This window comes from Variovorax sp. OV700 (genome assembly GCF_900099805.1).
Lineage (GTDB): Bacteria > Pseudomonadota > Gammaproteobacteria > Burkholderiales > Burkholderiaceae_C > Variovorax.
This window is the reverse complement of record NZ_FNDR01000010.1, coordinates 21,648-36,600: the sequence shown is the minus strand read 5'-3', so window position 1 is coordinate 36,600 and position 14,953 is coordinate 21,648. Positions and strand designations below refer to the sequence as shown.

Sequence of the window (14,953 nt, the reverse complement as noted above, 5' to 3'; positions counted from 1 at the left end):
TCAAATGACCACGTTGACCAGGCGGCCGGGAACCACGATGACGCGCTTGGGCGACGCACCTTCGGCGAACTTGACGAAGTCGTCGCACGAAAGCGCGAGTTCTTCGATCTCGGCCTTGGAGGCGCCAGCCGGCACGCGCAGCGCGCCACGCAGCTTGCCGTTGACCTGGAGCATGAGTTCGATCTCGTCCTGCTCGAGCGCGCCGACGTCCACCACCGGCCAGGGTGCGTCGAGCAGATCGCCCAGCTCCTTGTCGTAGCCGAGCTGCTGCCAGAGCTGGCAGGCGATGTGCGGCGTGGCGGGATAGAGGCAGCGCAGCAGGATGCCGAAGCCTTCGCGCAGCGCCGCCGCATCGGCAGGACTGCCGTCCGGCTTGAAGCCTTCGAGGGCGTTGAGCAGCTTCATCGCGCCCGACACCACCGTGTTGTATTGCATGCGCTGGTAGTCGTAGTCGACCTGGCGCAGCACAGTGTGAACTTCGCGGCGCAGCGCCTGGGCGGCCTTGCCGAAGGATTGGCCCCTGATTGCCGCGGGCTGCACGTCGGACTGCGCGACGCCGAAGTTCCAGACCCGGCGCAGGAACCGGTAGCTGCCTTCGACGGCCGCATCGTTCCACTCGAGCGTGGCTTCGGGCGGCGCGGTGAACATGGTGTACAGGCGCGCGGTGTCGGCGCCGTACTTTTCGATCAGGTCTTGCGGGTCGACGCCGTTGCGCTCGCTCTTGCCCATCTTGCCGACGCCGCCGTACTCGACCTTGGTGCCGTCGGCAGTGGTGCCGCCGACGATGCGGCCCTGCGAGTCCAGCACGGGAGTGACCTCCAGCGGCGGGTGGTAGTTCTTGCCACCCCTCTCGTCGCGGTGGTAGTAGATGTGGTTCAGCACCATGCCCTGCGTGAGCAGCTTGCTGAAAGGCTCGTCGACCTTCACCAGGCCCAGGTCGCGCATCACCTTGGTCCAGAAGCGCGCATACAGTAGGTGAAGAATCGCGTGCTCGATGCCGCCGATGTACTGGTCCATCGGCATCCAGTAGTCGGCACCCTCGGCAACCATGGCCTGGTCGTTCTTCGGGTCGCAGTAGCGCATGAAGTACCACGACGAATCCACGAAGGTGTCCATCGTGTCGGTCTCGCGCCGCGCGGCCTTGCCGCAGACCGGGCAGACCACGCCGGCGTGGAAGCCTTCGTGCTTGTTCAGCGGGTTGCCGGATCCGTCGGGCACGCAGTCGGTCGGCAGCACCACGGGCAGGTCCTTCTCGGGGACCGGCACCGCGCCGTGCTCGTCGCAATGGATGATGGGGATCGGCGTGCCCCAGTAGCGCTGGCGGCTCACGCCCCAGTCGCGCAGGCGCCAGGTGGTCTGCATTTCGCCCAGGCCCCTCTGGCTCAGTGCATGCGCAACGGCGGTCACGGCCTCCTTGTAGGTCATGCCGCTGAAGTTGTCGGAGTTGATGGTCACGCCGCGCTGCTTGTCGCCGTACCAGTCCTGCCACTTGTGATAGTCGAAGTGCGGCTCGTCGTCGACCAGCACCACCTGGATGATCTCGATGCGGTACTTGTTGGCAAAGGCGAAGTCGCGCTCGTCGTGCGCAGGCACGCCCATCACGGCGCCGTCGCCGTAGTTGATGAGCACGTAGTTGCCGACCCACACCGGCACCTGCTCGTCGGTGATCGGGTGCGTCACGGTCAGGCCCGTGGGCACGCCCTTCTTCTCCTGCGTGGCGAGCTCGGCCTCGGTGGTGCCGCCGGCCTTGCACTCCTCGATGAAGGCCGCGACCTTCGGATCGAGCGTGGCCGCGTGCACGGCCAGCGGATGCTCGGGCGCCACGGCGCAGAAGGTGACCCCCATGATGGTGTCGGCGCGCGTGGTGAACACGTACATGCGGCCGTCCTGGATCAGCTTGCCGCTCGCGTCCTTGATGTCATGCGTGAAGGCGAAGCGCACGCCCTCGCTCTTGCCGATCCAGTTCTCCTGCATCAGCTTGACGCGCTCGGGCCAGCCCGGCAGCTTGTGCTGGGTGTGTTCGAGCAGTTCCTCGGCGTAGTCGCTGATCTTCAGGTAGTAGCCCGGGATCTCGCGGCGCTCGACAGTGGCGCCGGTGCGCCAGCCCTTGCCGTCGATGACCTGCTCGTTGGCCAGCACGGTCTGGTCGACCGGATCCCAGTTGACGACCTGGGTCTTGCGGTAGGCAATGCCTTTTTCGAGCATCTTCAGGAACAGCCACTGGTTCCACTTGTAGTAGCTCGGATCGCACGTGGCGATCTCGCGGCTCCAGTCGATGGCCAGGCCCATGGCCTGGAGCTGGCCGCGCATGTAATCGATGTTCTCGTAGGTCCACTTGGCCGGTGGCACGCCGTTCTTGAGCGCCGCGTTCTCGGCCGGCAGGCCGAAGGCGTCCCAGCCCATGGGCATCAGCACGTTGTAGCCGCTCATGCGCAGGTAGCGCGTGAGCATGTCGTTGATGGTGTAGTTGCGCACATGGCCCATGTGCAGCTTGCCGCTGGGGTACGGCAGCATCGAGCAGGCGTAGTACTTCTTGCGGCTCGCGTCCTCGGTGACGCGGTAGGCATCGGCGGCGCTCCATTGCGCCTGGGCAGCGGACTCGACGTCGCTGGGTTTGTAGCTGGGGTTCATGACGGTTCGGCAGAGCCCGGCTCGGAGCGGCCGGGGAAGGCGGATTATCGCGCCCGGGCGGCCTCCCGGGCCGGCAGACTCTAGACTTGAGGCACGTAACCTGCGTGTTGCGCGGGTAACGCCTGCCCTCCGGCAGCTTTTTCGCACCGCCTGGAATGCCATGAAACTGCTTCTGAAATACCTGACACTGGGCCTCGCGGCCGCCGCCAGCCTGGCCGTGATGCCGCTCCACGCGCAGCAGGCCAACGACAAGCCGCTGCGCATCGTGGTGCCCTTCGCGGCCGGCGGGGCGCAGGACGTGATCGCCCGCTACCTGGGCGCCAAGCTCGGCGACAAGCTGGGCGCCACCGTCATCGTGGACAACAAGGCGGGCGCGGGCGGCATCGTGGCGGCCGACGCGGTGGCCAAGGCGACCGACGGCGCCACCGTGCTGCTGGCCACCGGCGGCGCCATCACCATCGCGCCCCATCTGCAGGCCAAGCTGCCCTACGACCCCGTGCATGACCTGGCACCCGTGGCCCTGGTCGGCGACACGCCGATGACCCTGGCCGTTCGCGCCGAAAGCCCCTACCAGACCCTGGCCGACGTGCTGCGCGATGCCAAGGCCAAGCCGGGGCAGGTGACCTATGCCTCCACGGGCAACGGCACGGTGTCGCACCTCACGGGCGCGCTGCTGGCCCAGGCGAGCGGCGTGAACCTGCTGCATGTGCCCTACCGCGGCGCGGCGCCGGCGCTGACCGATCTGCTGGGCGGCCAGGTGGCGCTGATCGTCACCAGCGCCGCCTCCATCGAGCCGATGGTCGCGAGCGGCAAGGCCCGGGTGCTCGGCACCTTCTCGCGCGCGGCCCTGCCCAGCCTCGGCACGCCGCCGACGGTCGCCGAGGCGGCGGGCCTCGCGGGCATGGACGTGCCGGTTTGGGTTGGCGTGATGGCGCCCGCGCGCATGCCGGCGGCCAGCGTCGAGAAACTTTCCGCGGCGCTGGTCGAGGTGTGCAACCTGCCCGAAACCAAACAGCGCTTTGCGCAGCTTGGGGCGGTGAACACTTGCGGCGGCGGCGCGGCACTGGGCAAGGTGATCGCCGAAGACAGCCAGCGCTGGGCCAAGGTGATCAAGCAGGGCGGGATCAAGGTTGACTGAAACTGCCGGCAGGCGGTACCGCGTCGGCATCGCAGGCGCGGGCGCAATAGCGCTCGCCAGTGCAGCATGGCTGCGGCAGGCAGGCCACGAGGTCAGGCTGTGGTCGCCGGGCGGCCACGGCGCCGATGCCCTGCGCACGCAACCGCTGGAAGCCATCGGCGTGCAACCGTGCAGCGTCACGGTCGACGTCGCCGACGATGCGGCGCAGCTTTGCCACGCCTCGGACGTGCTGCTGCTCGCGCTGCCGGTCAATGGCCACCGGGGCGTGATGGATGCACTGCTGCCCTTCCTGCGCGATGGGCAGACGGTGATCGTCAGCTCGATGGCTTCGCTGTCGTCGCTCTACCTGTACGAAGGCGCCCTTCGCAAGGGCCTTCAGATCACCGTCGCGAGCTTTGGCACCACAGTGCTGACCGCGCGCCGGGAGTCGGGCACCGAGGTGCGGGTGATGACGCGGCGCCAGGCGGTCGGCGTGTCCGCCCTGCCGGGCACCGGCATCGCAGGGGTGCTCGAACTGTGCGCCGCGTTGTTCGGAGGCGGCTTCTTCGCGCAGCAAAACACGCTCGCCAGCGCCTTGGCCAACGTCAACCCGCAGTCCCACGGTCCGCTGGCCGTCTTCAACTGGACCCGCATCGAGCGCGCCGAAAACTGGCCGCAGTACCACTGCATGACGCCCGGCGTGGCCCGGGCGATCGAGGCGCTGGACCTGGAGCGGCGGGCCGTGGCCAAGGCCTTCGGCCTCGAACTCGGGCCCATCGAGGAACACTTCGCGCGCTCCTTCGGCACCACGTCGACGCGGCTCGAAGACATCGCAGCCGAATTGCATGCGAAGCGCGGCGGTCCGCCCGGGCCCGTGCGCACCGACACCCGCTACGTGTCCGAGGACATGCCCTACGGCCTGGCTTTCGTGGAGGCGTTGGGGCGGATGGCCGGCGTGCCCACGCCAGCGACGCGCACCATCGTGGATGCCGCCTCGCTGGTCAACGGCATCGACTACCGGCAGCAGAACGACCTGCTGGAACCGCTGGGCCTCGCCCGTGAAACCGTGACCGGGCTGCTCGCCCGGCTATGACGCAGCCGCCACGGGAAAAACCGGCTCGCCCAGGTTGAGCATCAAGCGGTTGGCCCAGGCGAAGAGTGCCACGGAGTGGATCAGGTCGAGGATCTCGAGCTCGGCGAGCCCCGCCTCCTTCAGCATGCGGACGTCGTCCGCCGACACCTTGTCCGGCTCGGCGCCGAGACGGATCGAGAATTCGACGATTGCCTTCTCGCGCGCCGTGGTGCCCGCGGACGCGGGCTCCTCGAACACCTGCGAGATCACGTCGTTGCGCTTGGCAAGCTGTTCGAAGCGCTGCGCATGCACCGAGGCGCAGTACACGCAGCCGTTGACGCGCGACTCCACCGTGGCACCCAGCTCGCGTTCGGCCCGCGGCATGCCTCCCGGCGCGAACATGATGGCGTTGAAGGCGATCGAGCGCTGCAGCAGCATCTCGGGCTGATGCGCCAGCACCAGGAAATAGGGCGAGGTGCGCGCTTGCGGGCTCATCTCGTCCAGCGCGGCCAGCTGGGCTGGCGTGGCCGCGGCGACAACGACCGGATCGAGCCAGGGCTTCCAGCTCAACACCTCGTTGGTGAAGCCATTGATTCGGATCGGCGTGGTCATGGCGATACCTCCGCGGCGGCCAGCGCCTGCAGACCCGCGACCACGCGAATCTGATAGGACAAGAAGGCAATCAGCTGACCCAGCGCGACGATGGCGGGCGTCGAAAGCCCCGCCTCGGCCAGCACATCGACCGAAGCCTTGTCGCCCTCGATGGGACGCTCGATCAGACTGGCGGTGAATGCCAGCACCGTGCGCAGGCGCGCATCCGCCACCGGGGCGCCGCTTCCCACGGCCGCGACCAGCTCGCGGTCCGCGCCTTCGGCCAGCAACCGCTCGCGGTAATGCGCGGCGAGCGTCGCGGCTTTCGAGACGCTGCAGGCGTGCAGCGCAACGAGCAGGCGCTCTGCCACCGACAGGCCCTCGACGGTGGGCGAAAACATCGCGTCGTAGCTGCCCTGCGTGGCGGCCACGACCTTGTCGCGCTGCAGCCGCAGCATGCGGGTGGCCTGGCTGGGCGCCAGGGGCACCGTGGCGTCGATCACGTCGAGCGGAGGAGATGCGTCGTAGGAAGTTGTCATGCGCTTCGAAAAATGAGGGTCTGCAATTCAGGTCCGTTCGGCGGGCGGCGGTGCGGGCACCCATTCGTCGCCGAACAGTTCGGGTTCGCTGTAGGCCTCGAGGTTGGCGAAGTGGTGCTCGAAATCTTCGCGGTAAAACAGGCTGGCCACGCCGCTCGCGAGCCGCCTGGCGCCTTCGCTGATCGCGGGAATGTCGCCCGACACCGTGCCGTGCGACAGGGCCGCGGGGTAGCAGAAGCAATGGATGCGGTCGAGCCCCGGGCATTCGCCCGCCGCGCGCGGCTGGAATTCGAACGCCGGTCCGAGATCGGGCGAATCGGCCAGTTCCTGGTCTTCGTCGCCGGGCGCCGGCACGAAGCGGTCTTTCCAGGTGCGTACGTGCGATGCGATGGCGTCGAACTCGGGACGGCCGTTCCAGTCGACCTTGAAGCCGGTCGAGACAATGAGAAAGTCGAATACGAACTCGCCCTTGGGCGTGGCCACGCGCATCGACGTGCCCTGCGGCTCGATCGAGAGAACCGGGCAGCCGAAATTGAAGAACGCATTCGCATGGCGCGAGACGCGCAGTGTGCTGCCATGCGGCGGCGGCACGTTCGCCACGTTGATGTAGTGGCGGATGCGCCACTTGAGCGCATCGGGCAAGTCGTAGTGGCCCTGCGTCAGGCCCGGCACGCCGGCGCCCTTGCCCTTGTTGACGCGCGGCAAGTCGGGCCGGCGGATCAGCAGTTCGACGCTGTGCGCGCCGGCCTCCAGCGCGGTGGCCGCGCTGTCCATGGCCGAAGAGCCCGCACCGATCACGCCCACGCGCAGCCCGGCGAGCATGCCGTAGTCCATGGCGTCGGACGAGTGCGCCCATTGCGAACGCGGCAGCGCGTTGACGAAGGCGGGAACGGCGGGGCCGCCAAGGCCGTCGCGGCCGGTGGCCAGGACGACGCGGCGCGCCAGCACCTGCTGCGTTCCGGCAGGGGCGCGCAGTTCCAGCCGCACCATCGCCGCATCGGGCAGCGGCCGAATCCCGGTGACGGCGGTGTCGTTGCGCACGTCCACGTTCATCACGCGCCGGTACCAGGACAGATAGTCCATCCACTGGAGACGCGGGATCTTGTCCATCGCCTCCCAGGCTTCGGCGCCGAACTGGGCCTCGAACCATGCACGGAAGGTCAGCGCGGGCAGGCCCAGCGCAGGCCCGGTCAGCTCCTTCGGGGAACGCAGGGTTTCCATGCGCGCCGTGGTGGCCCACGGGCCTTCGCTGCCCGACGGCGAGCGGTCGAAGACCACGGCCCGGATGCCTTGCTGCGCCAGGGCCGCGGCAGCCGCCAGGCCCGCCTGCCCACCGCCGATGATGGCCACGTCCAGCACCGGCTCGCCCGCGTGCTCGCGAATTGGCAGCCAGGAGCGCGCGGGCCAGCCGAGGCACTCCAGGTCCTTGGCAAGCCGCTGTTCGAGCGCGGCAAGGCCGCCTGGCGACGGAGAAAGTGCGGGGGAAGCGGAGTCGGTTGTCATCTTGCGGAAGCGGAACTGAAAGCCAGGGTTCACATTCTGGAAACCCGCGCCCAGTGTAGAAAGCTTTTTTGGGGAACGCCGGCCGAGCCCTGCATGGAACGGGCCCGGATCTCGCATGCCACAATGATTTTCAGACCACAGGGACAGCATGCGCAGCAATCACGGCAGCAACAGCGAATGGTGGCGCGGCGCGGTGATCTACCAGATCTACCCGCGCAGCTTCATGGACAGCAACGGCGATGGCATCGGCGACCTTCCCGGCATCACCTCACGGCTCGAGCACGTCGCCGGCCTGGGGGTCGATGCGATCTGGGTGTCGCCCTTCTTCCGCTCGCCGATGAAGGACTTCGGCTACGACGTGGCCGACTACCGCGACGTCGATCCGATCTTCGGCACGCTGGCCGATTTCGATGAAATGCTGGCGCGCGCCCATGCGCTGGACCTGAAGATCATCATCGACCAGGTGCTCTCGCACACTTCGGACCAGCACGCCTGGTTCACCGAAAGCCGCTCGAGCCGCGACAACCCCAAGGCCGACTGGTACGTATGGGCCGACCCGCGGCCCGACGGCACGCCGCCCACCAACTGGCTCTCGGTGTTCGGCGGCTCGGCCTGGCAATGGGATTCGCGGCGCCGGCAGTACTACCTGCACAGCTTCCTCAAGGAACAGCCCGACCTGAACTTCCATTGCGCCGAGGTGCAGGAAGCATTGCTGGGCGAAGTGCGTTTCTGGTGCGAGCGCGGGGTGGACGGCTTCCGCTTCGATGCCTGCAACCACCAGTTCCACGACGCGCTCTTGCGCGACAACCCGCCGGCCAGCGCCGCGTCGGTCGATGAAGTGAGCACCGTCCGGGCCGACAACCCCTATGCGATGCAGCAGCACCTCTACGACAAGAGCCAGATGGAGAACCTGGCCTTCCTGGAAAGCCTGCGCCAGCTCCTCGACGGCTACGGCGCCGTCGCGCTCGGCGAGGTGGGCGACGAGAATGCGCCGCCCGTCATGGCGCAGTACACCGAACTGGGCAAACGCCTGCACTTGGCCTACAGCTTCAGCCTGCTGACGGCCGAGCACAGCGCCAGCCATCTGCGCCACCAGGTCGAGACGCTTGACCAGGCCCTCGCGCCCACGGGCGGGTGGGGCTGCTGGGCCGTGTCCAACCACGACGTGCCTCGCGTGGCCACGCGCTGGAGCGGCGGCGCGCCCGAAGACACCCGGCGCGACCGGCTCTGGCTCACGCTGCTGCTCACGCTGCGCGGCAGCGCCAGCATCTACCAGGGCGAGGAACTGGGCCTGCCCGAGGCCGAGGTGCCGTTCGAACTGCTGCAAGACCCGTACGGCCGCGCGTTCTGGCCCGAGTTCAAGGGCCGCGACGGCTGCCGCACGCCCATGCCCTGGAAGGCGGACGAGCTGCACGCCGGCTTCACCACCGGCGGGCCGTGGCTGCCGGTCCATGGCCGCCACCTGCCGCTGGCCGTCGATCGCCAGACCAGCGACCCCGATTCGATGCTCGTGTTCAGCCGTGCACTGCTGCGCTGGCGCCGCAGCCAGCCGCTGCTGCGCACGGGCAGCATCGCCTTCTTCGATGCGCCCGAGCCGGTGCTGTGGTTCGAGCGGCGCGACGGGAACCGGTCGCTGCAGGCCATCTTCAACCTTGGGGACCAGAGCCTGTCCGTCGCGCTGCGCGAGCCACTCGAGCCGCTGCCCGGACATCCGCATCCGCCGTCGGCCGATGCGCTCCTGCAGGCCGATGGAGAAAAAAGGCGCATGCTGAGGCTGGCGCCCTACGGCGTCTTTTTCGGTCGACCCACTGGCGAAGAAGAACGGATTTGAAGGACATGCCCCCGATGGAACTGCCCGAACGCGAAGTCCACGCGCTGATGCGCGCCGAGCATGGCGATCCGTTCTCGGTGCTGGGTCCTCACGAGACACGCGACGGACTGGAGGTGCGCGCGCTCTTGCCCGGCGCGCAGAGCGTGGCCGTGATGCACACGCGCACGGGCTGGCCGCTGTCCATGCTGTCGCGGCATGAAGGCTCCGACCTGTTCACGGGTCTGGTGCCGGCGGCCGAGGCGCTTCTGGGCTATTCGTTCCAGGTCGACTGGGGCACGCACACCTCGCGGCTCGACGACCCCTACCGCTTTCCCTTCGTGCTCGGCGAAACCGACGTGTGGCTGTTGGCCGAGGGCACGCACCTGCGGCCCTGGGAGCGGCTGGGCGCGCATCTGCGCGAGATCGACGGCGTGAAGGGCGTGGCCTTTGCGGTCTGGGCGCCCAATGCGCGGCGCGTGTCGGTGGTCGGCGACTTCAACAACTGGGACGGCCGGCGCCACATGATGCGGCTGCGCCGTGAATGCGGCGTGTGGGAAATCTTCGCGCCGCAGGTGGCCACAGGCGACAGCTACGAATTCGAGATTCTTTCGTCCGAAGGCGAGGTGCTGCGCAAGGCCGATCCGTTCGCTTTTTCTTCGCGCCTGCGGCCCGAGACCGCCTGCGTGGTGGCGCCGCTGCCCGCTCCTGTGGCCATGCCGCCCGGGCGCGCCGCCGCCAACGGCCGCCATGCGCCGATGAGCATCTACGAAGTGCACCTGGGCTCGTGGCGGCGCAAGAACGGCCATGAATGGCTGGACTATCGCGAATTGGCCGACCAGCTCGTGCCCTATGCGCGCGACATGGGCTTCACGCACATCGAGCTGCTGCCGGTGACCGAGCATCCGTTCGACGGCTCGTGGGGCTACCAGCCCATCGGCCTGTATGCCCCGACCTCGCGCTTCGGAACGCCGGGCGATTTCCGGCATTTCGTCGAAACCGCGCACGCCGCGGGGTTGGGCGTGATCCTCGACTGGGTGCCCGCGCACTTTCCCACCGATGCGCACGGCCTCGGCCGCTTCGACGGCACCGCGCTCTACGAATACGCCGACCCGCGCGAAGGCTTCCACAACGACTGGAAGACGCTCATCTTCAACTACGGCCGCACGGAGGTGCGCAACTACCTGGTCGGCAATGCGCTGTACTGGCTCGAACGCTATGGCGTGGATGGCCTGCGCGTCGATGCGGTGGCTTCCATGCTCTACCGCGACTACAGCCGCAAGCCCGGCGAATGGGTGCCCAACGCCTATGGCGGGCGCGAGAACCTCGAGGCCATCGACTTCTTGCGGCGCATGAACCGCGTGGTGGGCGTGGAGCGCCCGGGCGCCGTCACGCTGGCCGAGGAGTCGACCAGTTTCCCCGGCGTGACACGGCCGCCCGAAGACGGCGGCCTTGGCTTTCACTACAAGTGGAACATGGGCTGGATGAACGACACGCTGGCCTATGCCGGCACCGACCCGGTCCACCGCAAGCACCATCACCAGCAGATCACCTTCGGGCTCATGTATGCGCACAGCGAGAACTTCGTGCTGCCGCTTTCGCACGACGAGGTCGTGCACGGCAAGGGTTCGATGCTGGGGCGGATGCCTGGCGACGAGTGGCAAAAGTACGCGGGGCTGCGCAACCTCTACGGCTACCTCTGGGCCTACCCCGGAAAGAAACTGCTGTTCATGGGGAGCGAATTCGCCCAGGGCGCGGAATGGAACGCCGACCGCAGCCTCGACTGGCACCTGCTGGAGCACGCGTCGCACCAGGGCGTGCGGCGGCTGGTGCGCGACCTGAACAACGTTTACCGGCACTTCCCCGCGCTGTACGAGCTGGACACCGAAAGGGCCGGCTTCGAATGGATCGTGCACGACGACTGGCAGCAGTCGGTGTTCGCCTTCGTGCGAAAGGCGCGCGACGGCTCCTTCGTGGTGGCGGTGTGCAATTTCACGCCCCTGCCGCGGCACGCCTACAAGCTCGGCGTGCCCGCCGCCGGCGCGTATCGCGAGGCCATCAACACCGATGGCGCGGTGTATGGCGGCAGCGGCGTGGGCAATGGCGTGGTCCAGAGCTCGCCGGGCCCGTGGCACGGCAAGGACCATTCGATTTCCATCAGCGTGCCACCGCTGGCGACCGTGATGTGGGTGCTGGCCTGACACGATGCTGAACACGGGCTCTCCCTTTCCCCTTGGCGCGACGCTCTCGCCGGACGGCGTGAACTTCGCGCTGGTCGCACCCAACGCCGAAGCCGTCGAGCTCTGCCTGTTCGACGGCACGGGCCAGCACGAGCAGCAACGCATCCGGCTGCCTGCCTTCACCGATGGCGTCTGGCACGGGTTGCTGCCGAGCGGGCGCGCCGGGCTGGTCTACGGCTTTCGCGTGCACGGCCCGTGGGCGCCGCACGCGGGGCAGCGCTTCAACGCGGCCCGCGTGCTGCTCGACCCGTATGCGCGCGAGATCGTCGGCGCGTATGACGGCAGCGACCTGTTCCTGGGGCACGACCCCGCCGATCCGGACCAGCGGAACACGCGTGACAACGGCGCCGTGGCGATCAAGGCGCGCGTCGTGGCGCCCGGCGTTGGAGCAGCCGCGCCTGGCCATGCCCGCATCGCCGCCGGAGACCGCGTGCTGTACGAACTGCACGTGCGCGGCCAGACTCGGCTGCATCCCGGCGTGCCCGCCGCCTTGCGCGGCACTTATGCGGGCCTCGCCGAGCCCGTGGTGCTCGACCATCTGCAGCGCCTCGGCGTCACCACGCTGAGCCTGATGCCGGTGCAGCACCGGGCCGACGAACAGCGGCTGCTCCGCATGGGCCTCAGCAACTACTGGGGCTACAACACCATCGGCTGGTTCGCCCCCGAGGCACGCTACTGGAGCGGCCGCGCCGGCACCACGCCGGCGAGCGAGTTCCGCGCCATGGCCGACGCGGTGCATGCGCGCGGCATGGAGCTGGTGATCGACGTGGTCTACAACCACAGCGCCGAGACGGACGAGTTCGGCCCCACGCTCTCGCTGCGCGGCATCGACAACGCGCTGTACTACCACCTCCGCTCTGACGACCGAGCGCTCTATGCCAACTGGGCCGGCTGCGGCAATTGCCTCAATCTGTCCGAGCCGCGCGTGCTGCAGCTGGTGATGGACAGCCTGCGCCACTGGACCTTGGAGCTTGGCGTCGATGGCTTCCGCTTCGATCTGGCGCCGGTGCTGGGTCGGGGCGCGAGCGGCGATTTCGATCCGCGCGCGCCCTTCTTCGCGGCCGTTGCGCAAGACCCGGTGCTGTCGCGCACGCTGCTGATCGCGGAGCCCTGGGACATCGGGCCGGGCGGCTACCGGCTCGGCGAATTCCCGCCGGGCTGGCTCGAATGGAACGACCGCTACCGCGACACGCAGCGCGGGTTCTGGCTGCGGCAAGGGCGCGACGGCGCCGCCGGTCTGGGCGATTTCGCGCACCGCTTCACCGCGTCAAGCGCCCAATTCGCCCACCGCGGCCGCGCGCCCATTGCCAGCGTCAACTTCATCACGGCGCACGACGGCTTCACGCTGCGCGACCTGCTCAGCTACGAAGCGCGGCACAACCTGGCCAACGGCGAGAACAACCGCGACGGCCATGCCCACAACCTGAGCAACAACTTCGGTATCGAAGGCCCGAGCGACGACCCCGCCGTGCAGGCCGAGCGCAGCCGGCTGCAGCGCGCACTGCTGGCCACCCTGCTGCTCTCGCAGGGCACGCCTATGCTGCTGGCCGGCGACGAGCTCGGCCACAGCCAGCAGGGCAACAACAATGCTTATTGCCAGGACAACGAAACCACCTGGCTCGCCTGGATTGGCGCCCACGACCCCGCCAGCGATGCCGCGCGCCTGAGCGCCTTCGTGGCCCGGCTCATTGCGCTTCGACGGGAAGCGCCCGCCCTGCGCAGCACGCGCTGGTGGCCGGCCGAAGCGGCGGACGGCGCGCCGGGCATCCACTGGCTGCGGCCGGACGGCGGGCCGATGCAAGAGCCCGACTGGAATGGCGGCACGGCCCTTGCAATCTTTTTCGAAGCCGCCGCAAAGGACGAGGGCGACTGGCTGGTGCTGGTGAACGCGGGGCCGGAGGCCGTTTTCTTCGCGCTGCCCGCGGGCTCATGGCACTGCCGGCTCGCGACGGATCCCGCGCTGGACCCCGGCACCGCCGTGCAGGCGCCGCAGGCCGGAACGGCAGAAGTACCTCGATCCAGCCTCTGGATTGCAAGAAGGTAGGAGCCAGCCGCGCGAGGCGGTGCTAGGCTGATCGCGAAAACCCTGACGACGAACCCGAACGAACCGAAGAACGAACGGAGACACAAGATGGACAACAATAGCAGCAGCACGCCGCAAGCCCCCCTGCAGGCACATCAACTGGTCCGCCGCACCATCGCGCTGGTGCTCGCCGGCGGACGCGGCTCCCGGCTCAAGCAACTGACCGACCGGCGCGCCAAGCCGGCGGTGTACTTCGGCGGCAAGTTCCGCATCATCGACTTCGCGCTCTCGAACTGCCTCAACTCGGGCATCCGGCGCATGGCCGTGGTCACGCAGTACAAGTCGCACTCGCTCATGCGCCACCTGCAGCGCGGCTGGAGCTTTCTGCGCGCCGAGCTCAACGAAATGGTCGACGTGCTGCCCGCGCAGCAGCGCACCGGCGACGAGCACTGGTACCGCGGCACGGCCGATGCAGTGTTCCAGAACCTGGACATCATCCAGACCCGCTCGACCAAACACGACTACGTGGTGGTGCTGGCCGGCGACCACATCTACAAGATGGACTACTCGATCATGGTCAAGGACCATGCCGAGCGCGGCCTGGGCTGCACGGTCGGCTGCATCGAGGTGCCGCGCTTGGAAGCCACGGCCTTCGGCGTGATGGCCATCGACGATGGGCGCCAGATCACCGCCTTTCTCGAAAAGCCGGCCGATCCGCCCGCCATGCCGGGCCACCCCGACGTGGCGCTGGCCAGCATGGGCATCTACGTGTTCGATTCCGAGTACCTCTACCAGCTGCTCGAAGAGGACGCCGCCAACCCGAATTCGAGCCACGATTTCGGCAAGGACATCATTCCCCGCGCGGTGGCGCAGGGCCGTGCGCTGGCGCATCCCTTTGGCATGTCGTGCGTCACGCGGGCCTCGCGCGGGCCAGGCGCCAAGGCCTACTGGCGCGACGTGGGCACGATTGATGCATTCTGGGCAGCCAACCTCGATCTGGCCTCGATCACCCCCGAACTCGACATCTATGACACAGACTGGCCCATCTGGACCTACCAGCGGCAGCTGCCGCCGGCCAAGTTCGTGCTCGATCGCGACGGCAAGCACGGCATGACCGTCAACACCATCGTCTCGGGCGGCTGCATCGTCTCGGGCTCCAAGGTCAGCAGCTCGGTGCTGTTCTCGGGCGTGCGCATCCATTCGTTCTGCGAAATCAACGAGGCCGTGCTGCTGCCCGACGTGGAAGTCGGCCGCGGCTGCAAGCTCAACCGGGTGGTGATCGACCGCGGCTGCGTCATTCCGGATGACATGGTGATCGGCGAAGACGCCGAGGCCGATGCCGCGCACTTCGAGCGCACCGAAACCGGCGTGGTGCTGGTCACGCGCGAAATGCTCAAGCGAATGGCCGCCTGAGGCCGCACCGTCCCACG

General features: G+C 68.2%; 10 protein-coding genes. 6 read left to right on the top strand and 4 right to left on the bottom strand.

All coding sequences use genetic code 11. From position 1 onward, the window contains the following. On the bottom strand, positions 1 to 2,631 hold the full coding sequence (leuS, locus tag BLR24_RS21740) for a leucine--tRNA ligase (protein WP_093020722.1): 2,631 nt from the start codon (positions 2,629 to 2,631) through the stop codon (positions 1 to 3). Positions 2,632 to 2,791: 160 nt separating this feature from the next. Between leuS and BLR24_RS21735 the strand changes: the two genes are divergently transcribed. Then, positions 2,792 to 3,769, top strand: a complete 978-nt coding sequence (locus BLR24_RS21735; RefSeq protein ID WP_093020720.1) for a Bug family tripartite tricarboxylate transporter substrate binding protein — start codon at positions 2,792 to 2,794, stop codon at positions 3,767 to 3,769. Further along, positions 3,762 to 4,841 (top strand): NAD/NADP octopine/nopaline dehydrogenase family protein, encoded by a 1,080-nt coding sequence (locus BLR24_RS21730; protein ID WP_093020718.1) that lies wholly within the window; start codon positions 3,762 to 3,764, stop codon positions 4,839 to 4,841. Before BLR24_RS21735 ends, BLR24_RS21730 begins: the two co-directional genes overlap by 8 nt. On the opposite strand, the gene BLR24_RS31095 is transcribed toward BLR24_RS21730, so the two are convergent. From BLR24_RS31095 to BLR24_RS21715, 3 genes are read right to left on the bottom strand one after another with little or no spacing between them, the layout of a single operon-like run. Continuing rightward, the gene (locus tag BLR24_RS31095) at positions 4,836 to 5,432 is read right to left on the bottom strand and encodes a peroxidase-related enzyme (RefSeq protein WP_093020716.1); all 597 of its coding nucleotides are present in this window, start codon (positions 5,430 to 5,432) and stop codon (positions 4,836 to 4,838) included. The genes BLR24_RS21730 and BLR24_RS31095 overlap by 6 nt on opposite strands. After that, a complete protein-coding gene (locus tag BLR24_RS31090; protein ID WP_093020714.1) occupies positions 5,429 to 5,950 on the bottom strand; it encodes a CMD domain-containing protein in 522 nt (173 codons plus the stop codon). The genes BLR24_RS31095 and BLR24_RS31090 overlap by 4 nt, the downstream gene beginning before the upstream one ends. A gap of 27 nt (positions 5,951 to 5,977) precedes the next feature. Continuing rightward, positions 5,978 to 7,453: an FAD-dependent oxidoreductase gene (locus BLR24_RS21715; RefSeq protein WP_093021053.1), complete on the bottom strand. Its 1,476-nt coding sequence runs from the start codon at positions 7,451 to 7,453 to the stop codon at positions 5,978 to 5,980. Positions 7,454 to 7,601: 148 nt separating this feature from the next. Here BLR24_RS21715 and BLR24_RS21710 point away from each other — a divergent pair, with 148 nt between their 5' ends. The 4 genes from BLR24_RS21710 (at position 7,602) to glgC (ending at position 14,936) form a co-directional block, all read left to right on the top strand. Continuing rightward, a complete protein-coding gene (locus BLR24_RS21710) occupies positions 7,602 to 9,284 on the top strand; it encodes an alpha-amylase family glycosyl hydrolase (protein WP_093020712.1) in 1,683 nt (560 codons plus the stop codon). A gap of 5 nt (positions 9,285 to 9,289) precedes the next feature. After that, positions 9,290 to 11,461 (top strand): 1,4-alpha-glucan branching protein GlgB, encoded by a 2,172-nt coding sequence (gene glgB / locus BLR24_RS21705; RefSeq protein ID WP_093021051.1) that lies wholly within the window; start codon positions 9,290 to 9,292, stop codon positions 11,459 to 11,461. A 4-nt stretch (positions 11,462 to 11,465) separates the two neighbouring features. After that, positions 11,466 to 13,544, top strand: a complete 2,079-nt coding sequence (gene glgX / locus BLR24_RS21700) for a glycogen debranching protein GlgX (RefSeq protein WP_093020710.1) — start codon at positions 11,466 to 11,468, stop codon at positions 13,542 to 13,544. A gap of 87 nt (positions 13,545 to 13,631) precedes the next feature. Then, a complete protein-coding gene (glgC, locus tag BLR24_RS21695; protein WP_093020708.1) occupies positions 13,632 to 14,936 on the top strand; it encodes a glucose-1-phosphate adenylyltransferase in 1,305 nt (434 codons plus the stop codon). The last annotated feature ends 17 nt before the right edge of the window (positions 14,937 to 14,953 follow it).

What these genes read in the sequence shown, in the direction of transcription:
- BLR24_RS31090 (WP_093020714.1), bottom strand. Translation starts at nt 5,950, where the DNA reads ATGACAACTTCCTACGACGCATCTCCTCCGCTCGACGTGATCGACGCC.
- BLR24_RS21715 (WP_093021053.1), bottom strand. Translation starts at nt 7,453, where the DNA reads ATGACAACCGACTCCGCTTCCCCCGCACTTTCTCCGTCGCCAGGCGGC.
- BLR24_RS21735 (WP_093020720.1), top strand. Translation starts at nt 2,792, where the DNA reads ATGAAACTGCTTCTGAAATACCTGACACTGGGCCTCGCGGCCGCCGCC.
- glgB (WP_093021051.1), top strand. Translation starts at nt 9,290, where the DNA reads ATGCCCCCGATGGAACTGCCCGAACGCGAAGTCCACGCGCTGATGCGC.
- glgX (WP_093020710.1), top strand. Translation starts at nt 11,466, where the DNA reads ATGCTGAACACGGGCTCTCCCTTTCCCCTTGGCGCGACGCTCTCGCCG.
- glgC (WP_093020708.1), top strand. Translation starts at nt 13,632, where the DNA reads ATGGACAACAATAGCAGCAGCACGCCGCAAGCCCCCCTGCAGGCACAT.
- leuS (WP_093020722.1), bottom strand. Translation starts at nt 2,631, where the DNA reads ATGAACCCCAGCTACAAACCCAGCGACGTCGAGTCCGCTGCCCAGGCG.
- BLR24_RS31095 (WP_093020716.1), bottom strand. Translation starts at nt 5,432, where the DNA reads ATGACCACGCCGATCCGAATCAATGGCTTCACCAACGAGGTGTTGAGC.
- BLR24_RS21710 (WP_093020712.1), top strand. Translation starts at nt 7,602, where the DNA reads ATGCGCAGCAATCACGGCAGCAACAGCGAATGGTGGCGCGGCGCGGTG.